Origin of the sequence: Candidatus Uabimicrobium helgolandensis (assembly GCF_041508025.1) — a bacterium.
Taxonomy (GTDB): domain Bacteria; phylum Planctomycetota; class Uabimicrobiia; order Uabimicrobiales; family Uabimicrobiaceae; genus Uabimicrobium; species Uabimicrobium helgolandensis.
The window spans coordinates 5,929,923-5,950,771 of sequence record NZ_CP165719.1; the positions used below are offsets into that span (position 1 = coordinate 5,929,923).

Here is a 20,849-nt window from a genome sequence, read left to right on the forward strand (position 1 = left end):
TCGCTTTATATTTTGTATACAATAACAGAAAAATCATCTTGGAGTTTCCGCGAAGGAAGTTCTACCAAAGAAAGCAATTGTTGGCCAATATTTTCCATATCGTAAGTTAACGTTTCACGTATGTTGTTTATTGTTGTGTAATCAAATAAACCGTCAGAAGCAATAACAACTTTGTTGTCTATGTGAAATGGTCCAAAGGATATAGCTGTAATTTTTCCTGAGCCTAACAGTGGTTTACGATATTGTAAAGATGTGGCGTGAATGACAAACTCTTTATTAAATAAATAACAATGAGAATCGCCAACACTTGCTCCAAATATAGTTTCTGCATTAATAATAGCGATTATGCTTGTTGTTTCACCATGACCGTTGTCGTGTAAATCGCGATCTATTTTTCGCAATATATTTTCGAGAATATCATTATTTAGTTTTTGTAAGTTTGTTATATGATAATAACTTTGTTCGATAAAAAAATCAGCGGCCTTTCCTCCATCCCCAAAACCACCAGCTCCATCAGCAAGCAAAATTACGATATTGTCTTTGTGATAAAAAAATTTGATACGATCATCACCTCTTTGTGCTGCTTGTTGAACATAAGTCACGATGTTACACTGCAATCTACTTACTCCAAACTAATTACGAGAATAGACAATTTATCGGTGAATAGCATTATCACTAAAAACGTTTTGGTATTTACAATGCGTCTATTTATAAGAGTTAATTTTTTTTAATTTTTTCACCAGTTTTTCAAACCGCGGATGCTTGTGTATACCGCGGAGATCACCATCACTCAATAACCAATCCAAATTGTCATAACCATTATCAATAGCTTTTTCAAGCGCATTTATTCCTTTACTAGCTTCATTATTGAGACTGTAAGCGCACGCCAAATTATAATAGGCAAAAACGTAGTGGGGATCACTATCAATTGACTTGTTAAAATACAATATGCTGTTTTTTATATCACCCACGCCCAAATATTGCATAGCTATTTCGTACAACCATTTAGTATTACCTGGGTTATAGTGTAGTCCCCGTAGTAAAAAACGTAGTTTTTTATCAAATTTTTCTGTGTCGCCAATAGCATACAAAATTTTATTAGTAAGATTCTTTCGGTAACTACCTAGAAGATCGTATGATTTTGCGTTTTTCTTATTGAGTGTTTTCTTTATTTGTAAGCGTAGAGTATCCGTGTACACTTCTTGAAGGTCAAATAGGCCTTCTCCAGCAAGAAGGCTCATCTGAAAGGCTATATCTTCGTTATTATTTATGTGGTCGTGTATATAATGATAATCCTTATTACTAAAGATTTCTAAAAGAGGTAAGATAGCTTTTTCTTTCCATTTTTCTTGTAACTTGCGAAACTGTCCCTTAAAGTATCCAGCGCCTTCATTAGGATCTATATATCGAAGTAGTTCTTGCTCAATATCTTTGTATAATGCGCTGTCGATTTTTTTATTATTCGCATTGACATTTATTACACAAACGCAGCATACAAAAAAGAAAATTACATTTATTTTTATCATTAGTTTCCTAGCGTTTTAAATATCCATACAGTTGATTGTCAATCTTAATTTTGAATGTTTCACAATTGCAAATTACTTATTGTAATAAGTAAAAAAACGAAATACATAACACTAAGTAAAATCAAGACTCTTTAGTCAACAATTAATTCTACGATCATTTGTTTGTATTCTTTTCGTAACAAATTCCCACTGGTATCTATCCAAGCATAAATTACCTCACTCCCAAGAAGAATATCTATTTTCCAAGTATTCACTTCTTTGTTGTTGTGAAATATTTTTTCTTCACCAATAATTTTGCATTTCATTGATACAAATTTGCCGATAGTAGCATTAAATACTTTGGTCACAATGATATTGTTTTTCTTTAGAGGAACAGCGCTCATAAACATTGAGAAAATACCAATATTACTTGCTGAAAACAGATAAATCCCCTCTTGTTTTTTTATTTTTTTTGTTTGTTGCTTTAGATTCTTTGCATATGTTTGGATAATTTCAGTGCTTTTAAATTTACAAGTCTGAGCGTAACTAACACCTTCACCACTTCCTTTTAAATCAAAAAATATAGGTTCTAAATTTGGTTTGACTTGCCACATTGTCGTTGTTTGCAAGCTTTTTATATTTAATTTGGCATGAAATGAATAAGTACTCTTATTTCGGCGAAAAGAAAAAGAATCGTTGCCGATGTCTTTGCCATTGTGAAGATATCGATATTTATAAATTTTATTTTCTTGTAGTGTGGTATTTTCTAAAGATTTAAAGTTTACATAACGAACACTTTTTGGAATAGAAATAACTTTATCTATCACTGATTTACTAGCTAAATACACAGTGCTTGACGATGATTTTGATTTTAGAACTTGGCCTGTTGTAATATCAATCCACAATTTTTCTTGCTCTGCTAAATCTTGATTACTACGCGTAAAAACTGTAGCAGAATACTGCTTGCCACCAGCGGTAATCGTTTCAGTACCTACTTTTTCATAAGAAACAGTATGTACTGCTTTTAATAGATCGTTGAATATAGGATAGCTATGTTTTTTTCCTGAAAATGTACGTAAAAAACTATAATAAGGGTAAACTTCGAATTGTACTTGTGAAGGTAGTTTTAAAGTTTTCAAACCTCCTCCTGATTTAGAGATAATTCGTGCTTTACCTTCTGTAATATAGGTGATGGCTCCGCCTTTCATTTGTCCTTGCTCAAAGTTATTTTCATAAAAATAAGGTCTGTAGTTAGCAGAAAATTTAACCTTTTCATTATGCTTATAATTAGCAAACCCACCCACTAGTGTCATACGAGCATAAACCTCTGATTGACAAAGTGGATTTCCTTGAGGATCTTTACTAATATCTATAGTGGCATATCCAACTAATTGATTGTTCATTTCAACAGCATAATATAGTTTATGGGATTTTCCCCAATCGGCTAAAAGCAGGGCATTGCATATAAAAATAAGAATAAGATATTTCATGTTTGAGCCTTTATCAAAAGTTTCACATTTAGAAAATAACCACCAAGGTATGCTAGCATTTATCTTTTTTAAACATTACGTAAAACCTAAATGCTTACATATATATAATATGTTGGTAGATTTGCAGAAAAAAAGCGAGAATAAAATCAAGGTACATTTACATTCGTTTTCAATTAGTACTTTGAATATGCATATTCTACTAAAATATCTAATTGTTTAAGAAAATGCAATCTTGCTTTAATTCAGAAATATGTTTATATGATATAAGTGACTCGTTAAAAGCATTTACTCATTGGCATTTGTTCTTTTAATTTCTAGTTTTGTTAGGTCACTTATAAACACAAAATAAAGGATGGGAACACTACCGAAAATTCCCAAGTAAAGCAAAGGAAAGCATATGTATAAAATAATTTTATTCACTATTTTGGGATGTTTGTTATCGGGATGTGGTAATCGCTCCATAATTCCTGTCCGCGTAGCAGTCGACGTACCAGCTGAAATTAACTTGATCCCTTATAAAAAGATCAAGTTAGTCATGAAAGAAGGTAAGTATACCAGTCACATTAAGGAAGAACTTGAGGCTCGTCTAAAAGACTCTTTCGAAATTACTGAAGATAATGGTGACGTTGATATTTTTATTTTCTGTAGTGAAAAATTTAATGCTGATAAAGTGGAAGAAATATCAACAACAAAAGTGACGCGTATTGAGACAGATCGCAAAGATGAAACTCAGCCGTACAAAAACAAATTTACCCCTGCTGATGTGGAAAAAACCAAACTTTATACAAGACATAATGTTTTAGAGTTAGATGTAAAATTTGAAATCGTTGCTGACGATAAAGTGATAGCAACAAAAACATACAATCCCAAAAATACCATTAAACAAAAAAAATCTGGTACCCCTCCTGAACCAGTAGATTCTGACCAAGAATTTATCCGAACACTTTTTTATGTACTAAGAGAATTTTCTCGTATTATCGTACCTGGAAAATCATATAAAGAAGTAAATTTGAAAAAAGTTAATCATCCAAATTTCGATGGAGGGTTAAGTTTTGCACGGCAAGGAAAATGGAAAGAAGCGATGAATGTTTTTAATAATATTCGCTTAGAAAATAACTCCGATAAGGAAACGCATGCGAGAAATATCTATAACTACGCAGTGTGTTTACAGTATACGGCAAGTAAAGAAGTGGACACTATTCAGCGTTTAGAAGAAGCTGTAAATATGTACGAAAAAGCCTATCAAACTTTTCCAGAAGAACTATACAAAAGCCAAAAACAGTTTTGTTCGACAGAAATTCAACGAATAAAAAGGCTACAAGCTAAATATTAGATGTTTCATTTACATCGTAAGCTGTCACCAAAAAAACTTGCTAATCTCAAAAACCAGTAGCATAATAATACTAATTATTTAAACAGAATTTTGGAGAGAAAGATGTCTTATTTTAAAATAACGATTGCTATCGCTATTAGTATGATTTTTTGTTGTGGAATTCATGCCGATAGAACAGTTTCTTCAGGCAAATGGGCTGAAGCGTGGTTAAAAGCCAAGAAAAAATACGAAAAAACAACAGGTGAAAAAAAACCAGATAAAAAATCTGGAGTTTTTGGCAAACATTCAACCGGTTTGTATAAAGCTGCAAAAGATGCAGATAAACAGTATGGAAAAATCGACAAAAAAAGAGGCTTGAAAGTAATAAAACAACAGAACAAATTCTTGAAGAGTTCTAAAAAATTTCGCAAAGAAATAATACCTTATGTTAAAGATCTAAAAGAACTAAAAAAAGAAGAAGAGAACAGCAAGAAGAAAAAAGGACTTGCTGTTCTTATTTCTTATCTTGAAGCTATTGAAGCGACATTAGAAAAATGTGAAAATGATATCAAAATAAACAGAAAAGAGCTTGAAGAAGACGAAAAGTGGAGACGGGTCGCAAGAGTAGGTATTAAAGCTGCTGTAAAAAAAATGAAATCTTTTATTGCTAATGTAAACAAAGATGATGATATTAGAAAAAAAATCGCTACATACAACAAATATTATCACAACCATTCGCGCGATCTGGGAATGAGTTTACGAACTAGCGCTAAAAAAGATTACTCACTCAACGAGGTCGACCAAGAGATGCTTATCTCCTTAGATGAAAGTATCTTAGAGGGAGGTTGGGGAATTTCAAATGGTGCAACAATTGAAATTGAAGAAGATGCAACAGATGAAGAACTAGAGGAGCTTTTTGACAGTATTTTTAGTCCTTTAGTTGATATTTACAAAGAAACATCTGCTTTTCTTAAAAGAATGTAATATTTTCATTTGAAAGTAGCAATGCGTCTCAAAAAAAAGTGTTTAATTTGTTAGATTGTTAATTTCAAATTTGCCCGAGAATAGAGTTCTCGGGCTTGCATATAGTTTATTTAAGACAGTTAAGTATCTCATAATCTTTGCTAAAATCGTTTGTTACATTCCACCACTTATTCGCAACTGTAGCATACATGCTACGATAATCGACGTGATAGACAAGATCACCTTTTCGTAAGTTGTCAAGAGCAGGTTGCTTGCCGTATATACCACCACGAACTTTTCCACCCATCATAAAGTGCGGAGCTGCTGTCCCGTGATCAGTTCCTTTACTTCCATTTTCATAAGCACGTCTTCCAAACTCTGAATAGGTCATAACTAGTGTATCGTTCCATTTATTTTTCTGAATTAGGGCGTTACGAAACGCATGTAAACCACTACTTAATTGTTGTAATAAGCGATCATGTTTGTTGCGTTGACCACTATGAGTGTCAAACCCACCATGTGAGACTTTAATAACAGCAACAGGAGTATCGCTTGCGATAATATTAGCAGCAATTTGTAATTGTTTTCCTATCTCAGTTGGAGGAAATGATGTTCCTGCCGAAGAGTTACTGAGTACTTTTTTTTCTAAGTCTTGGGCTGCAGAGTGAATGTCTTGTTGTACCTTGAGTAGATGTTTCAAAGCATTGTTGTTTGTCTTTGCTTGTAATTCGCGCAATTTTTTTGCTTCTTGAAAAAACTGCTTTGGATTGCGCATAAAAATATTACGCATATTAAGTCCAGCTAACGGTCCTCCTTCATTATTGCCAAGAATAATACCATCAGCAAGAAGATCAACACCAGCATTGTCTTCAAACAAACGCGCTACCCAACCATCTTGTAAATAATCGTTGCTATCTGAACCGGTTTCCCAAATCTCAATTGAACGAAAATGAGAACGGTTTGGTTCAGGGTAACCAACACCGCAAATCACCGCAAGTTCCTTTTCTTGCCAAATGGGCATAAATTTTTCCATCACTGGATTTAAGCCCAGTTCAGGTGATAATTGCAATACTTGTTCTTTGCGAACGGCAATTTGCGGACGTAAATCATAGTATTTCTCATTGCTATAAGGAACCACTGTATTTAGGCCATCATTACCTCCCTTAAGTTCTAACAAAACAAGAGTACGATGATTGATCGTTGGGTCTGATTTTGCAGCCAGAAGTTGCGGAGCAAGTAGTGATAAACCAGCTATTTTGATAAAATCTCTTCTTCTCATACGAACATTCCTTTACTTTAGTTGATAGCTTAAATCGAAAACCAAATTTTTGATTGCTGGAAGCAGTTTTTTTGGCTTTTCTATATTATTTACTGGAGCGACAGGTAACAAAAGTTGCTGAATTTTTTGCTCTTTTTCTTGTAAACCTAAACCTGTCCACGATGACATTTTCATATTTTTATCAATATAATGCCAGACCCAGAACCTTTGTAAGAACATATCACTGCCGCGAAGTGCTCTTTCTAACATCTGACGACGTGCAAGTAATGTATGACTGGTAATCCATTCATTTCCTCCTGGCCATCCTTTGACATTTGGAGGATCAAATAAATCTTGCCCTAACTGTTTACTATACTGTACAAGCTGGCGATGATTGGTGATATGGACCTTGAACATGCGAACTGTTCCAACAATGAGCTCTACTGGGGATTTAATTTGCTTTCCGTAGTTTGTTGGTGTGCGGAAATGACTCGACAAAAATAATGCGCGCAACAATGGTAACATCTCATAATCGTTGTCAATGAATAATTGCGCTAATCGCGAAACCTCTTCTTTATCTGGAGTAGGAGAGATAAATTCAATCCACAGTTTTGTCACTAAATAGTTAGCTACTTGTGGATTTTGAAAGACAATATCAATAATATCACTGCCATTAAAATTACCACTTTTATCCATAAAGGTCTTTTCGCCATCATCATGTTGGCGTTTATTAAATTGAAATAACCCATTTTTCTTATTTACCATCCATCCAGTGAATGCTCTTGCTCCTTGTTTTATATCTTGCTCTGTATAGTTCCCTTCTCCTAGAGTAAAGAGTTCTAGTAGCTCGCGTGCAAAATTTTCATTAGGTTTGTCCTTGCGATTTGTTTGATTATCTAAATAGAGTATCATTGCAGGGTCTTTAGCAATCATCTGTGTTAATTCGCGAAAATTTCCTGTTATATATTTGCGAAATAACATATTCTGCTTATAGAGTAAATATGGAAACTTTACTTTTTTGAAACTCGAAGTAAAATGATTGTGAAAAAATAGCACCATTCGTTCAGTAAATGGTGAGTCAGTAGTAATCATTTGTTTGAACCACCACATTTTTAAATGGACACTTTTCTGGCGTCGTTTTTGTCGCATTAACTTGCGATATTCTCTTTTTTGGCCTTCTGACATTACTTGTAGCAAGGCTTTGTTCTTACGCGGTTTTATTTGTGGGCGCTCTTCAGTCCATTCAGGAGCAGAAATCACAGATCCATTCCCTAGTTGTTTAAGTAATTTGTCAACGGCTTCCACGTACGTTAGAGGCAAAATCTCGTCAATTTCAGCGGGCGTACCACCAAAACCTGTACGACTTAACAAGTGTCGCGCTTCTTCATATTCAAGAGCGCTTAGAGTAATACTCAAAATAGTGATTATAACAAAGTGTTTTATGTACATTTTTATTCCTTTACTAAGCGATCCACAAAAGTATTTACAGTCTTTTGACCGGTCACTTATTATAGTGTACATTCTACGAACGACACAGTGAAAATTTTTAGGAAGTTTTTTATGAGTCAGAAATCTTATAGGAAAAAGTTTATGTATATTCTAGCGTCTATCGTGCTACTAATTATTTTCTATGTAGCAATTATTTATTTCTTCTTTCCGCAACAAGTTCTTGATTTCAAACAGAGCATAGATCAAAAAAAAGCAGGGCTAACTGCCAAAAAAGCAGTAATTGATAACTATGAGATTACTTATTATGAAGGTGGAAAAGGAGAAACTCTTGTTTTAATACATGGTTTTAGCGATAGCAAGGCTTCTTTTTTACAGATTTCGAAATGGCTGACCAAACACTACAGAGTCATCTTACCAGAAGTTCCTGGTTTTGGAATTAGTGCGAAAGATAAAACCCGCCACTATGGTATTCGCGACCAAGTAGAATTCCTTGGCAAACTTTTCTCCAAATTACAACTCAAAGAATTTCATCTAGGAGGAAATTCGATGGGGGGTCATATTAGTACAGCCTACACTTTACGATATCCACAGCAGGTAAAATCACTGCTACTACTAAATGCTGCGGGGGTTACTGTGACAGATGGAATTCCTTATGAACTTGTTGAAAAGCCTATTGAGAATGCAGAAGAATTTGATATGTACATGAAAATGCTGTTTGTCAATCGTCCACTGATTCCAGGATCTGTGAGAAAAATGATGATTGCAAATGCCCAAAAAAACTTTGAATGGTTAAACTATTTGCGCACGGAAATTCGCGAACGAAAAGATGTTATTCTCAATGATCGCGTTCCACAAATAAAACAACGCACTCTTATTTTATGGGGAGATGGTGATGCGATAGTTGTGCCGCAAGTAGGAGAGCGTTATCATGAATTATTACCCGACTCTCGGTTAATTGTGATTCCAAATTGCGGACATCTTCCTCAATACGAATACCCTAAAAAAACAAGCGCTATTATGCTAGATTTTTTAAAAGAAAAGCGAGAATAGATGATTGGCCTATGTGAAAACTGTAAATTTGTAAAAAAAATTACCAATAGTCGCGGTAGCACTTTCTATTTGTGTTTACTCGCGCAACAAGATAATCGCTTTCGTAAATATCCACAATTACCAGTTGTAGAGTGCGCAGGTTATGAAAAATGAAAAGCAACAACTTATTTTAAGTTGTTGCTTTTCATACAATTTTTCGATGTGTTTACTATAACACGCTAATTATTTTCTTAAAATTATTCAGAACGACGAGTAAGCGCTATTTTTAATCCAGCAATTGAAAAAGCTATGGCGAGAAAAAGTAAAAAATACAACATTTCCATTGAAGTAGGATCAACAGTAATTTCCTCTACTGTTGCCGGATTATAATATAGCGTAACTTTTTTACTCCTTGGATAAAGTTTAGGAGTTTCTTTACTTTCAGCTTCTGACAACCTATGTTCAATTTTAGAGATATAGGTAAGGCCTTTAATCGAATACTTGTAATCAACATCGGCTACATAACCTCTATAAACGTTACGAACTCTTACCTTTACGATTTCTCCCGTAGTAGAAGGCCATTCTTTCTTAACACTAATTTCTACATAGTTTATATATGTTCCCCAAAAACAGCCAAGACCAACAGACAAAAATACAAATGCTCGAATAAATCTACTCATCTTAATTCCTTTCCAAATAATAGCCTAATGGTTGTTTTAGCATATTATTTAGGTGCGTTAGCATTTTACTATACGGCCTAAATATTGATATCTTAGATACCTTTTAAAATTTCACACATGTTTTTCGATTTCGAGTACTGCGTTTTCTAAATTATCATGTATCAATGAATCTTTCACTGGGCAAAATGCAGCAAACAAACTTTTAAAACCTTTGCGACAAAAATCACCAATAACAAAAATAACGTTTAATTCTGGAACATCATTGAGATAGATCAGATCCGCAATACCATTTCCCCAACTGTAATGAAGATCGCTACAATCCACAATAATATTTCTTGGTTGTACGTTTCTTATATCGGGTATTTCGCCAACAACAACGCGATACATATAGGTGGTATCTTCGTTCCCACGCGAACCAATACCACAATGACCCGAAAATTTTAAAACAATAACTTCAGCATTTTTATTTGGAGTACTCAAAATATATCGCTTGTCTTTACAAATATTGATCTCCGTTTCTTTTTTTCGCTTTTTTTCCAAAACATTACGCACCTAGAATTTTGCGAAGAGTTAAACAAAAATGATCGATATCGTTATTTTGTAAATAATAGTGTGGAGACGCTCGAATTATTTCCACAATATTTGAGAGAGGACTAAGGAAAGAAGGCATAACTGAAACATTGATTTTGTTTTGCAGCAATGCATTTTTGATATTTGTGCAATGATAACCGTCAACTGTGAATGTTACGATCCCACACTTTTTTGTTCCTAAATCGCGAACATAAACACCCTTAATTTGCGATAATTGCTTGCGCAAATAACTACTTAAATCACCAATGCGGCGTTCAATGTTTTCGATTCCTAACTGTAAAGCGTAATCAACAGCAACTCCAAGTCCAAGAATGAGAGCGTAATTTTTTTCTGACAACTCTATTTTTTTCGCTCCACTGCGTATCTTTAAATCGCTAAGAATATTTTGCGGTGATTGCAAGGTATACTGCTCTATTTGCGCAGGGCAAATATAGTTCTCTTTTGATTTACCAATATACGCAAATCCTATTCCTCGCGGACCCCTTAACCACTTTCGTGCGGTAGTTACCAAGGCATCGCATTTTATTGATTTTACATCAATGGTTACTTGTCCTATTGACTGGCAGGCATCTACTAAATAAAAACTAGGTGTCTTGGAAACAATTTCTCCAACTAGAGACACTGGATTTACTAGAGCGTTATTACAGGCGATATGTGTTATAGCGACTAATTTAACTTTCGCATCTAGGTTTTCCTGTAAAGATTGTAAACAAATTTGCCCTTGCGCATCATTTTTTATATAAATAAGTTCAGCTTCTGTTGTCGCACAAATATGACGTAATGATGCTATATTACTGCCATATTCGTGTTGAGATACGAGAATTTTGTCGCCTTTTTCAAAATTCAAACCATAGACAATACTGTTCCACGAATAAGAACCACTATTTGTAATCGCTATTTCTTCTTCTGTGCACCCAAGTAATTTTGCAATACTGGTATATACATTTTTAATACGTTCAGAGAAAAAACTTTCTAGCTCGTAACCTCCGCAGAGAGCTTCTTCATGTAAATAATCGCTGATAGACTTAGTAACTGTTTTAGGCGCGAGAGCAGCTCCTGCATTGTTAAAGTGAAATATGCTCTTTGTTCCCGGTGTATCTTCTCGCAATTGATCAATATCAAACATCACTGCTTATCTCCTAGTTTGTATAAACTCGCACCATATCGCAAATTGGTAGTTTTCTAAGTAAAATACTTCATTGTTAGCTGTAGAAGCTTTCTTCTGGTAGATGTATATGGCGGAAAAAACATTCGCGATAAGTTAAAAAGACGCGACTGGTATAAAACAGCTCGTTCATGTGAAAATGCTTTGAAACCAAACAACCCGTGGCTGCTACCAATACCACTGTTATTTACACCCCCAAAAGGTAAATTGGTATGTGAGAAGTGAATCATCGTATTGTTGATTGCGGTTCCTCCAGCAGATGTTTGCGCAATAATTTCCTTGATTTGTCGTTTATCGCTGCTAAAAATATACATCGCAAGTGGTTTGTGATTATTGTTCACATATTTTAGCACTTCTTTAATATCATTGTATTCCATAATAGGTAGAACAGGTCCGAAGATTTCTTGCAGCATAACAGCGTGATTAGAGTTTACTTCTGAAAGAATTGTAGGAGATATAAAATTATCGTCAACGTTTGTTTCTCCTCCCCATTCCAATTTAGCACCTTCAGCAATAGATTCATCGATAAGATGTTTAACGCGTAAAAAATGTTTATTGTTAACTACTCTACAATAATCGTTATTCTTCTCTATACTTTGCTTTCCGTAGAATTTTTCTAGCGCTGATTTTAATGCGCCAATCAATTCATCTTTTTTGTTTTTTTGCACGAAAATATAATCAGGAGCAATACAAGTTTGGCCATTGTTGGTAACCTTTCCCCACATAATGCTTTCAGCAGCGGATTTGGCGTTGCTCGTTTCATCGACAATAACCGGAGACTTTCCGCCTAATTCTAAGGTAACAGAAGTTAGATTTTTTGCCGCAGCAGCCATAACTATTTTTCCTACCATCGGACTTCCTGTAAAGAAAATATGATGGAAAGGCTGTTCTAATAACTCTGTTGAAGCTTCGACACCACCCTCAATCACTGCCACTTGCTTTTCTTCAAAAAGGTCTCCGATAAAGTTTTTCAAGAAGCTTGAAATATTAGGTGTCAGTTCCGAAGGCTTCAGTATAACAGTATTTCCAGCTGCAAGAGCTGAAACTAGTGGACCAAGAGTTAAATTGACAGGATAGTTCCATGGAGAAATAATGAGAACTACTCCTTTGGGCTCGTAGTGAAGACGAGCCTTTGTTCCAAGCATAGTAAGAGATGGAGATACTGCTTTTGGCTTCATCCACTTTTTCAACTTGCGTATAGTGTGCTTAATTTCGGAAACTACCGGCATAATCTCTGCGAGATCAACTTCCATTTCCCCTTTTTTGTAATCTTGGTAACACACTTTGTAAATTTCAGGTGTTTTTTGATATAAGTGGCGTTCTATTTTCTTTAATAGTTCAATTCTTTGTTTCGCTGTTGTTTTCTTCATTGTTTCGCTGTACTCACTTTGTAAGCGAAATATACGTTCAATCTCAGACATAATGTCATCCCTCTAAAATACTTGCTAAATTTGTCGCTATTTGTCAAACTATAATAAATTATTCTCTGAACTTCCAATAAATTATTCAGCTAACGATGTGTAGGATGTGTATGGTTCGTTATCTTTTACCAAATAGTAGTTTTCCCGATCCTGCCGAAGCCGACGAAAACGGCCTCGTCGCTATTGGGGGACGATTAACAACAAGAACGTTAATAGAAGCGTACAAAAAAGGTATTTTTCCTTGGTTTAACTACCCTCCCATTCTTTGGTACTCATTGTGTCCACGAATGGTTCTTTTGCCCCAAGAATTATATGTGGGGCGTACTTTACGTAACTCAATAAGAAAACAAAGATTCACAATAACTCTCGACACCTCTTTTCGTAAAGTAATTTCTTCATGTGCCCGAAAAAAGCGCCCTGACCAGAATGGAACTTGGATCAATAAAGATATGATTAACGCTTATTCACGTTTACATACCAGTGGATACGCACACTCATGTGAAGCTTGGCTCGATGACAAATTAGTTGGAGGACTATACGGCATATCTTTAGGACGTGCATTTTATGGAGAGTCAATGTTTGCTAATGAAAGTGATGCTTCGAAAATAGCCTTTGTTTACCTAGTTAAACAGCTACAAAAATGGAAATTTCACATAATTGATTGTCAAATGGAAACCGACCACCTAACGCGTTTCGGTGCAAAACTGTATAAGCGTGAAATATTTCAAGCGACCTTACAAAAAGCTTTACAATATACCACTAAAAAAGAAAAATGGAAATTTGACGACGATCTACAAATATTTTAGATTAAAACGCATTTTTATTTCTATAACTAGAACTTTTCAACACTCGCTTTTTTACCTTGAAAGCACATGGCAGTATATTCACTTTAAAAGTGTCTTGCTACTCTGCTTAAATAATTTGAGTTTTGCCTATTTTACTATGAATGAGATCACAAAATGAGAAAATATATTTTAATAGTGTTGGTATCTTTAAATATATGGGCGCAAGAAAATCCATTTTTACATGGACAACAGCAACCGCACAATGTCCTAATAATAGCTCATCGTGGAGCCAGTGCTTATGCACCAGAGAACACAATGATTGCTTTTGAAAAAGCGATCGCAATGGGAGCTCATATGTTTGAGCTAGACGTGCACTTATCGAAAGATGATATTGCAGTAGTGTTTCATGACGATGTTTTAACAAAATGCACAAACGCTGCACAAGTATTTCCTGATCGCAAAAGCTATTTTGTTGCAGATTTCACCTACGAAGAGCTGCAGAAACTCGATGCTGGTTCATGGTTTTTAAAGAAAATACCAAATATTTCTTATACACAACAAGAGCAAAAATTTATTACTAAAGAAGACCTAAAGTTGTATGCTAGTGGTAATGTAAAAATCCCTTCCTTAGAAGAAGTGTTGCGTTTTGTAAAAAAGAAAAATTGTTATGTTAATATCGAAATCAAAGCTGTATCGCAATTTTATCCCAACATAGCTGAAAAAATCGTAGAGCTGATAGAAAAAGAAAAAGTAGAAGCACAAGTTCTCATTTCTTCTTTCGATCACTACCAGTTAGTTAAATGTAAAAAATATAACAAAAAAATAGCGACCGCAGCTTTGTGCGTAGAGCGCATTTTTAATCCAGGTAATTATTGTAAGATGATCCAAGCCGACGCTGCAAATCTAAACTTACGCACTTTTGGTTTTGACTCTATCTCTTTTCGTCATAAAAAAGAACTTCCAATAGAACCTCTTACTAATACTCTAAAAGAAGGTATAAAGACAAATGTTTGGACGGTAAATGATCCACAACAAATGCAGATTCTCATTCATTCAGGCGTCGGAGGAATTATATCCGACCATCCCAATCGAGTTGTCCAAGTGATTAATCAATTATCAAAGGAAAAGGAATAAATATGAAAAAATATTGTTTACTCATATGCGCTTGTGTTTTTTTTACTTCTTGTCAATTACCAACCGCGAACTATCTACGCGATCGTACTTTTCCTGAAAGTGATGCAACAAAATTAGCACTGTCACCCGTTTTATTGCCCACATATATCGTTGCTTGCGTTGTAGACATTGTTTTGGTAAATCCTGCACGAGGAACTCTTAACGTTCCTAGAGTAACCAAACAAATATGGGGATGGCAAAATCGTACTCCTTGGTTAGGCTACGGAGCTTTAATGCCAGTCAAAATAATAGGTATTCCCTTAGCAGCAATTGGTACTACTGCTATGTCAGAACAATTTATTTATAGCGATAAGTAAGTTTGTTCGAGATTAAGGCGTGTTATTGCATCAACTCAGAGGCAGATTACAGCTGTCCACAACTTTGTACGATAAACAGCATGGCTCATAGCTAATAAAATATATCTATAAAAAAGATAAACTCACAAAGCTGCACCACGGAAGGAAAAATCTCTTTGTATCGTTTATGCTTTCTAAGATAACCAAGTCGTTGAGCTATTGCAATCAGAGATAAAAGAACTATCAATTTTTTAGACGCTATTTTTCTAGTTTTTTGCGTTATTTTGTTAAAATAAAATGAAGTTCAAATGTCGACACGCCTAATCTTTTAGGCTAAATTTTTTGTCACAAAGAAAAATTTATGTGACAAACTCTAAGGCAGTAAAAGAATAGTAAAACAATAGCTGAGTCCAAGAACGTGACAAACTCACCAATCACACCAAAAAATCTATGCGTTTTTTACTTGCAGCGCATTAACTCTGGATATAGACTAACAATGCTACAAGGTAGAGAGCAGTTGGTTAGATTCATAACCTGTGTAGGCTCAATACCTCAATCCTAAATCCTGCTCTCTTGCATACAATCTAAGGAGGACTTGTCTCTGAAATTCAACAACATATAACAATTAGCCAAGGGGAACTGGATTTTCTTATGGCGCTAAAAGGTAAACTTAACGAGAAAGAATATGCCTTTTTAATGCGTAGAGCAAAATACGACAAAGAGACGATTGCTCACAGCGCTAAAAAATTAGGAATAAGAGAAGATTACGCTCGACAAATAGCATTTCGATTGCGCAAAAGAGTAGAAATAATTCTCGGTATTAGTAGAAAGAGATAAATTAAGGAATATCTATCTTTGGTAATTTGCGCATAGAAAGAAAATACATAAATGAAATATTTACAATATAAAATAAATTTACAAGAAGTAGCTTTTGTATTAGATGAACTATCACTCTGGTCGTCGCGATTTGGGCATATTTTATTTGATAATCTAGATATACGTGCTTATAAACATATTCTAGATATAGGCTGTGCTACGGGATTTCCTCTTTTTGAGTTAGCACATACCTTTGGTCCAGATTGTGATATTACAGGTATAGATATATGGAAAGACGCATTAGAAAAAGCCCGAGAAAAGCAAAAAATATATGACCTACCTAATGTTCGCATAATAGAACAAAATGCCCAAGAAATGTCTTTTGCAAAAGAAGAATTTGATTTAATTGTTTCTAACTTGGGAATAAACAATTTTGATAATCCACAACAAGTTTTATTAGAATGTTATCGTGTTGCTAAAAAAAATGCAACGCTTGTAATTACCACAAACCTAAAAGGACACATGAAACCATTTTATAATATATTTGCAGAGACTTTACGTGACCTAAGGCTACAAGAAAGTTTAGAAAAATTGCAAAAAAATGAAGACCACCGTGGAACCAGTTTTTCTGTGTCCAGTTTATTGGAAAATGTAGGATTTAAAATAGTAAAGAAAATAGAAGATAATTTTTCTTTGAGATTTTTAAACTCAAAAGCTTTTTTTCGCCACTACCTTGTGAAATGCGGTTTTCTTGAAAGTTGGCTATCCATTGTTCCATTAGAGGAGCAGCAAACAGTTTTTTCTATTTTGGAAACTAAACTAGATAGTATTGCCAGGGAACAAGGGGAGATAAAAATGCCTATTCCCATGTTGTATTTACAAGCAGAAAAACTCTAAAAACCTGTTTGAGACACTAAATGCAAAGCTTTTTTAAAGTTCGTTGAGACCTTGCTCTAGTAGTTTTTAATCACTATATACTATTTTATCAACACTAAAAAAAGAGTTGAATAATATTGAGAGATACTAATTTTCTATCATTTTTAAAACGACTAGAGTAAATCAAACTTTACTATTATTAAATTTTCTCTTTAAAACTATAATTAAAGACATGACTAGTGTCATAGATAGAAAAAAGGATAACAGGAAAAAAAACTTCCAAATTCAAACGTAAGCCTTTATGGATATAGAGAAAATAAAAAACTAAATAAGAATTCCCTTTCCAAATAAAAACAAATTCAAAAAATAAAAAGCAAGCAAGAGAAAGTCATTCTTAAGCATACTTTCGGGTAGGGGTTCCTCCCAGAACCCCCGATAAAGTTCCTCAAGCTCTTGCGATTTTTGTAATTAGAGGTTTATATGCCCATTTGCTATTTTACAAAAGAGTTTCTAATTTGTGATTTCTAATAAAGCGATCCACTGTAAGTCTATAAACACCAAGAATTCTTCCAATGGCACTTATAGAAACTTTATTTTGTAGTAATTCCTGAATAGTATCCTCTTTGCCAGATAATTTAGTTTTGAAAGATAAACGACCTTTCGGCCTACCCAATTTTTTTCCTTCTTTTTTCTTTCTTGCAAGAGCTTCTTTTGTACGTTGAGAAATCAGACTTCTTTCTATTTCCGTGGATAAGCTAAAAGCAAAAGTAAGAACTTTCGAATTAATATTACTTCCAAGCTCATACGCCTCTTTAATGGTGAATACTTTATATCGCGCTCCATAAAATCATGAAGAATGCTCATCACCATAAGGTTTCTCCCAAGTCTGGATAATTCAGTAACATAGGAACAGAAAGATATCTTGCAATAAACTTTGATATTGCGACAGGAGATTTTAACGCAATTACTATCCAAAGCGGACAAAGGGTTTCAGAAGAAATATTAGTTCCTGGTGGAAATAATGAGTTTATCGAAAGTTTCACAGTAAACGACCAAAATGAAGGTGTCGCAGTATCAGTGGCGGTTAATAACGGTGTAGAGGTTATCAACGCCAGAAACTTTGAAAACGATGCATTCTTACCAGTAGAAACAATTGCAAATCCACAAGAAGCAATAACAGGTGGAATAGCAATAGATATAAATGACATTGGTAACATTATTGCGATGTTTGGTCAAACAACAACAAACCCAACTTTTAATTGTTATAGAGAAAATCAAAATCAAGGTGGTGGACTTGACCGCGAAGTAAAAGAAAACGATGGCAGTGTTGTGACCACAGAACATCCATACGACAACCCAGCAGTGAATAACCCAAGTTGTGTAACAGTAGCAATGAACAAAACAGGAAATTCAGCAAACTGTGGATGCAGTACTTGTAAATGCTTTACAGCTGGAACATCAGCAACTATAAATCTTGCAGGTACAGATGCCAACGCTGGAGACCCAATTATCCTGAATTCACTTGATTACATTATGGGGATGAGTGTTCTTGACATAGCAGGTAGAGGGCTAGACTTTGAATTTCAATTAACATATCGCTCGCGTGTCCAATTCGAAGGGCGCTTTGGAAACAACTGGTCTGATAATCACTCGCGAAGAATAGTACCACAACAAGATGGCTCGGTTGTACTCTACAGTGGTCGGTTGCGCGGAGATCAGTATGAAGTTGTAAATAGTGAGTTTGTTTCACCTGATTTCCATTTTAAGAGAATGATAGAGGACGACGACAGTTTTGTATTGTTGCGCGAAAGAGATGGTATGATTTATCGTTTCTTCCCAATAGATGGATCAGCGAAAGAGATGGTATGATTTATCGTTTCTTCCCAATAGATGGATCAGCGAAAGAGGGTTTACTCGAGTCAATAACAACACCTTGTGGTAATAAAATTACTCACTCTTACAGTAATGAAGGGTGCTGTTGCAAAAAATAAATTATCCATTCATTTTAAGTTTTTTTGTATAATTCACAATAAAAAATGAATGGAGCAATAATGAGCGACTTTAAATGGCGTCACTTTCAAGGTGAAATAATATTATGGGCAGTGCGATGGTACTGTAAATACGGTATTAGTTACCGCGAACTGGAAGAGATGCTTGAAGAACGAGGAATTAAAGTCGATCATACAACGATCTACAGATGGGTTCAAAATTATGCTCCTGAAATGCATAAACGCTTGAAATGGCACACGAAAAATTCCTTCAATGATAGCTGGCGCGTCGACGAAAGTGCGCCGTTGCAAGCAGCGTAAGAGATGAGGGTAGGTCCCTCGTAATCGATTTGCAGGAATAGGTTACAAACCACCGTAAGCGGCTGTGATTAAGAGTTATGGTCGTGAGCGTTACGGAAAAGGTACAATTCAATGTATCAGGTGAGGATTGAAAAGGCGAACACAAGTGAACCACCGTTCAAGTGTCGAAAGGCGTAAATGACATCAAAACTGAGGAGTTTTCGTTGCTTCAGGATAAATCTAGCGGAAACCTGTTTACTGGCTAGGTGGTGTCCGGCATAGAGGTGGCGCGAGTTTAATCTGGGCTCTTATGTTGAACAACGGGAACCTGTTATAGCAATGTTAAGAGAAAAGTTCAAGCAGAAATGCAAGGCTGATAATATCAATGTGCTGTGCAGGGGCGGACAAGTTCGTAGTAGCGATGAAACTACTGTAATGGTAGTGGAGCAAAGGGACTTGATCATTCAGCCAGAATCAATTAGCCAACTGAAGACAGGAGGAGCTATTGAGTATGGCAAAGTCATTTGAAATATCCAAAAAATTTATATGGCAAGCATACCTAGAAGTAAAGTCGAAAAAAGGAGCACCTGGAGTAGATAGAGAATCGATTGAAGATTTCGAAAACAATTTGAAGAATAATCTATATAAATTATGGAATAGATTATCGTCAGGTAGCTATTTTCCACCACCAGTTAAAGCTGTATCAATTCCAAAGAAAAATGGTGGTACAAGGATTTTAGGAATTCCAACAATAACAGATAGAATTGCGCAAACAGTAGTAAAAATGGTTATAGAGCCTATTCTTGAACCTATTTTCGATAAAGATTCTTATGGATATCGCCCATGCAAATCAGCACATGAAGCTATTGCAGCTACAAGAAAACGGTGTTGGAATTATGACTGGGTTGTGGAATTTGACATAAAAGGTCTTTTTGATAATATTAACCATAAATTACTTATGAAAGCGCTCCGCTATCACTGTAATTGTAAATGGGTATTACTATATATTGAACGTTGGTTAAAAGCACCATTACAAGAAAATAATGGAATATTGACTCTTCGAAAAAAAGGAACACCACAAGGTGGAGTTGTTAGTCCAGTTCTTTCCAATCTCTTTTTACACTATACTTTTGATGCCTGGGTTAGACGATCATTACCATCAATACCTTTCTGTCGTTATGCAGATGATGGTCTTTTACATTGTAATAACAAGCAACAGGCAGAGTTCATTCTCAAACGTATTACGGAAAGATTTCTAGAGTGTGGTCTTGAAATTAATCAACAAAAATCTAGTATCGTTTACTGTAAAGATAGAAATCGAAGAGAAGAATATTGTAATATCAAATTTGACTTCTTAGGATATACATTTCGTCCAAGACGATGTGTAGATAAACAGGGGAATGTTCATCCTAATTTTCTCCCAGCAATCAGTCAAGTATCGATGAAAGCAATAAATCGGCGAATGCGCAGTTGGCATATACAGCTGAAGAATGAGAAATCATTATTCGACTTATCGAAGATATTTAATCCTATTTTGCGTGGATGGTATGGATATTATGGAAAATTCTATCCTTCTATGATGGAAAGATTGTGGAGAAATTTCAATAATTATCTCATTCGATGGGTACGTAGAAAGTTCAAATCGTTTGCTCGACACAAGATACGTGCTAGTAAATATTTGCGTCATATTGCAAAAACAAATTCAATGCTTTTTATTCATTGGAAATGTGGATATTCACCGTAAGACTTGAA

At 34.9% G+C, this 20,849-nt stretch carries 20 protein-coding genes and 2 pseudogenes; 12 read left to right on the top strand and 10 right to left on the bottom strand.

Annotated elements, in window-relative coordinates:
- Positions 1 to 5 precede the first annotated feature (5 nt).
- From UABHE_RS22010 to UABHE_RS22020, 3 genes are all read right to left on the bottom strand, one after another.
- On the bottom strand, positions 6 to 617 hold the full coding sequence (locus tag UABHE_RS22010) for a hypothetical protein (protein WP_372365449.1): 612 nt from the start codon (positions 615 to 617) through the stop codon (positions 6 to 8).
- Positions 618 to 704: 87 nt separating this feature from the next.
- Complete coding sequence (locus tag UABHE_RS22015) at positions 705 to 1,526, bottom strand: tetratricopeptide repeat protein (protein ID WP_372365450.1); 822 nt, start codon at positions 1,524 to 1,526, stop codon at positions 705 to 707.
- Between the two features lie 131 nt (positions 1,527 to 1,657).
- Positions 1,658 to 2,995: a hypothetical protein gene (locus UABHE_RS22020; protein WP_372365451.1), complete on the bottom strand. Its 1,338-nt coding sequence runs from the start codon at positions 2,993 to 2,995 to the stop codon at positions 1,658 to 1,660.
- Positions 2,996 to 3,392: 397 nt separating this feature from the next.
- Here UABHE_RS22020 and UABHE_RS22025 point away from each other — a divergent pair, with 397 nt between their 5' ends.
- Positions 3,393 to 4,328 carry a hypothetical protein gene (locus UABHE_RS22025; RefSeq protein ID WP_372365452.1) on the top strand — a complete coding sequence of 312 codons (936 nt, stop codon included), beginning with the start codon at positions 3,393 to 3,395 and terminating at the stop codon, positions 4,326 to 4,328.
- Positions 4,329 to 4,430: 102 nt separating this feature from the next.
- Entirely contained in the window at positions 4,431 to 5,291 is an 861-nt protein-coding gene (locus tag UABHE_RS22030) for a hypothetical protein (RefSeq protein WP_372365453.1), read from the top strand.
- A gap of 106 nt (positions 5,292 to 5,397) precedes the next feature.
- Here the strand turns inward: UABHE_RS22030 and UABHE_RS22035 are convergent, their stop codons facing one another.
- Together UABHE_RS22035 and UABHE_RS22040 are read right to left on the bottom strand one after the other, a co-directional pair.
- Positions 5,398 to 6,549 carry a DUF1501 domain-containing protein gene (locus UABHE_RS22035; protein ID WP_372365454.1) on the bottom strand — a complete coding sequence of 384 codons (1,152 nt, stop codon included), beginning with the start codon at positions 6,547 to 6,549 and terminating at the stop codon, positions 5,398 to 5,400.
- A gap of 12 nt (positions 6,550 to 6,561) precedes the next feature.
- Complete coding sequence (locus UABHE_RS22040) at positions 6,562 to 7,977, bottom strand: DUF1800 family protein (RefSeq protein ID WP_372365455.1); 1,416 nt, start codon at positions 7,975 to 7,977, stop codon at positions 6,562 to 6,564.
- 141 nt (positions 7,978 to 8,118) lie between these two features.
- On the opposite strand from UABHE_RS22040, the gene UABHE_RS22045 reads away from it, so the two are divergent.
- Positions 8,119 to 9,027: an alpha/beta fold hydrolase gene (locus UABHE_RS22045; protein ID WP_372365456.1), complete on the top strand. Its 909-nt coding sequence runs from the start codon at positions 8,119 to 8,121 to the stop codon at positions 9,025 to 9,027.
- The gene (locus tag UABHE_RS22050) at positions 9,028 to 9,180 is read left to right on the top strand and encodes a hypothetical protein (protein ID WP_372365457.1); all 153 of its coding nucleotides are present in this window, start codon (positions 9,028 to 9,030) and stop codon (positions 9,178 to 9,180) included.
- An 83-nt stretch (positions 9,181 to 9,263) separates the two neighbouring features.
- Here UABHE_RS22050 and UABHE_RS22055 read toward each other — a convergent pair whose 3' ends face one another.
- The 4 genes from UABHE_RS22055 to UABHE_RS22070 all read right to left on the bottom strand — a co-directional run bounded on the left by UABHE_RS22055 (position 9,264) and on the right by UABHE_RS22070 (position 12,863).
- On the bottom strand, positions 9,264 to 9,686 hold the full coding sequence (locus UABHE_RS22055; RefSeq protein ID WP_372365458.1) for a DUF3592 domain-containing protein: 423 nt from the start codon (positions 9,684 to 9,686) through the stop codon (positions 9,264 to 9,266).
- 111 nt (positions 9,687 to 9,797) lie between these two features.
- On the bottom strand, positions 9,798 to 10,226 hold the full coding sequence (locus UABHE_RS22060; protein ID WP_372365459.1) for a hypothetical protein: 429 nt from the start codon (positions 10,224 to 10,226) through the stop codon (positions 9,798 to 9,800).
- Between the two features lie 4 nt (positions 10,227 to 10,230).
- Positions 10,231 to 11,403: an aminotransferase class V-fold PLP-dependent enzyme gene (locus UABHE_RS22065; protein WP_372371666.1), complete on the bottom strand. Its 1,173-nt coding sequence runs from the start codon at positions 11,401 to 11,403 to the stop codon at positions 10,231 to 10,233.
- A gap of 56 nt (positions 11,404 to 11,459) precedes the next feature.
- On the bottom strand, positions 11,460 to 12,863 hold the full coding sequence (locus UABHE_RS22070; protein WP_372365460.1) for an aldehyde dehydrogenase family protein: 1,404 nt from the start codon (positions 12,861 to 12,863) through the stop codon (positions 11,460 to 11,462).
- Positions 12,864 to 12,973: 110 nt separating this feature from the next.
- Here UABHE_RS22070 and aat point away from each other — a divergent pair, with 110 nt between their 5' ends.
- From aat to UABHE_RS22095, 5 genes are all read left to right on the top strand, one after another.
- Complete coding sequence (gene aat / locus UABHE_RS22075) at positions 12,974 to 13,669, top strand: leucyl/phenylalanyl-tRNA--protein transferase (protein ID WP_372365461.1); 696 nt, start codon at positions 12,974 to 12,976, stop codon at positions 13,667 to 13,669.
- A 153-nt stretch (positions 13,670 to 13,822) separates the two neighbouring features.
- Positions 13,823 to 14,782 carry a glycerophosphodiester phosphodiesterase gene (locus tag UABHE_RS22080; protein ID WP_372365462.1) on the top strand — a complete coding sequence of 320 codons (960 nt, stop codon included), beginning with the start codon at positions 13,823 to 13,825 and terminating at the stop codon, positions 14,780 to 14,782.
- Positions 14,783 to 14,784: 2 nt separating this feature from the next.
- Entirely contained in the window at positions 14,785 to 15,138 is a 354-nt protein-coding gene (locus UABHE_RS22085) for a hypothetical protein (protein WP_372365463.1), read from the top strand.
- A gap of 630 nt (positions 15,139 to 15,768) precedes the next feature.
- Entirely contained in the window at positions 15,769 to 15,954 is a 186-nt protein-coding gene (locus UABHE_RS22090; protein ID WP_372365464.1) for a hypothetical protein, read from the top strand.
- 51 nt (positions 15,955 to 16,005) lie between these two features.
- On the top strand, positions 16,006 to 16,830 hold the full coding sequence (locus UABHE_RS22095; RefSeq protein WP_372365465.1) for a class I SAM-dependent methyltransferase: 825 nt from the start codon (positions 16,006 to 16,008) through the stop codon (positions 16,828 to 16,830).
- A 475-nt stretch (positions 16,831 to 17,305) separates the two neighbouring features.
- Here the strand turns inward: UABHE_RS22095 and UABHE_RS22100 are convergent.
- Positions 17,306 to 17,709, bottom strand: a pseudogene (locus tag UABHE_RS22100) (recombinase family protein); the annotation flags it as partial.
- A gap of 177 nt (positions 17,710 to 17,886) precedes the next feature.
- Between UABHE_RS22100 and UABHE_RS22105 the strand changes: the two are divergent.
- The 3 genes and pseudogenes from UABHE_RS22105 to ltrA all read left to right on the top strand — a co-directional run bounded on the left by UABHE_RS22105 (position 17,887) and on the right by ltrA (position 20,841).
- Positions 17,887 to 18,678: a DUF6531 domain-containing protein gene (locus UABHE_RS22105; protein ID WP_372365466.1), complete on the top strand. Its 792-nt coding sequence runs from the start codon at positions 17,887 to 17,889 to the stop codon at positions 18,676 to 18,678.
- A 182-nt stretch (positions 18,679 to 18,860) separates the two neighbouring features.
- Positions 18,861 to 19,097 (top strand): annotated as a pseudogene (locus UABHE_RS22110) (IS6 family transposase); the annotation flags it as partial.
- Positions 19,098 to 19,608: 511 nt separating this feature from the next.
- Positions 19,609 to 20,841, top strand: a complete 1,233-nt coding sequence (gene ltrA, locus UABHE_RS22115; RefSeq protein ID WP_372365467.1) for a group II intron reverse transcriptase/maturase — start codon at positions 19,609 to 19,611, stop codon at positions 20,839 to 20,841.
- The last annotated feature ends 8 nt before the right edge of the window (positions 20,842 to 20,849 follow it).

Coding starts and splice junctions, on each gene's coding strand:
- UABHE_RS22050 (WP_372365457.1), top strand. CDS start 9,028: ATGATTGGCCTATGTGAAAACTGTAAATTTGTAAAAAAAATTACCAAT.
- UABHE_RS22025 (WP_372365452.1), top strand. CDS start 3,393: ATGTATAAAATAATTTTATTCACTATTTTGGGATGTTTGTTATCGGGA.
- UABHE_RS22030 (WP_372365453.1), top strand. CDS start 4,431: ATGTCTTATTTTAAAATAACGATTGCTATCGCTATTAGTATGATTTTT.
- UABHE_RS22045 (WP_372365456.1), top strand. CDS start 8,119: ATGTATATTCTAGCGTCTATCGTGCTACTAATTATTTTCTATGTAGCA.
- UABHE_RS22065 (WP_372371666.1), bottom strand. CDS start 11,403: ATGTTTGATATTGATCAATTGCGAGAAGATACACCGGGAACAAAGAGC.
- ltrA (WP_372365467.1), top strand. CDS start 19,609: ATGGCAAAGTCATTTGAAATATCCAAAAAATTTATATGGCAAGCATAC.
- UABHE_RS22070 (WP_372365460.1), bottom strand. CDS start 12,863: ATGTCTGAGATTGAACGTATATTTCGCTTACAAAGTGAGTACAGCGAA.
- UABHE_RS22080 (WP_372365462.1), top strand. CDS start 13,823: ATGAGAAAATATATTTTAATAGTGTTGGTATCTTTAAATATATGGGCG.
- UABHE_RS22090 (WP_372365464.1), top strand. CDS start 15,769: ATGGCGCTAAAAGGTAAACTTAACGAGAAAGAATATGCCTTTTTAATG.
- UABHE_RS22040 (WP_372365455.1), bottom strand. CDS start 7,977: ATGTACATAAAACACTTTGTTATAATCACTATTTTGAGTATTACTCTA.
- UABHE_RS22035 (WP_372365454.1), bottom strand. CDS start 6,549: ATGAGAAGAAGAGATTTTATCAAAATAGCTGGTTTATCACTACTTGCT.
- UABHE_RS22055 (WP_372365458.1), bottom strand. CDS start 9,686: ATGAGTAGATTTATTCGAGCATTTGTATTTTTGTCTGTTGGTCTTGGC.
- UABHE_RS22015 (WP_372365450.1), bottom strand. CDS start 1,526: ATGATAAAAATAAATGTAATTTTCTTTTTTGTATGCTGCGTTTGTGTA.
- aat (WP_372365461.1), top strand. CDS start 12,974: ATGGTTCGTTATCTTTTACCAAATAGTAGTTTTCCCGATCCTGCCGAA.
- UABHE_RS22095 (WP_372365465.1), top strand. CDS start 16,006: ATGAAATATTTACAATATAAAATAAATTTACAAGAAGTAGCTTTTGTA.
- UABHE_RS22020 (WP_372365451.1), bottom strand. CDS start 2,995: ATGAAATATCTTATTCTTATTTTTATATGCAATGCCCTGCTTTTAGCC.
- UABHE_RS22085 (WP_372365463.1), top strand. CDS start 14,785: ATGAAAAAATATTGTTTACTCATATGCGCTTGTGTTTTTTTTACTTCT.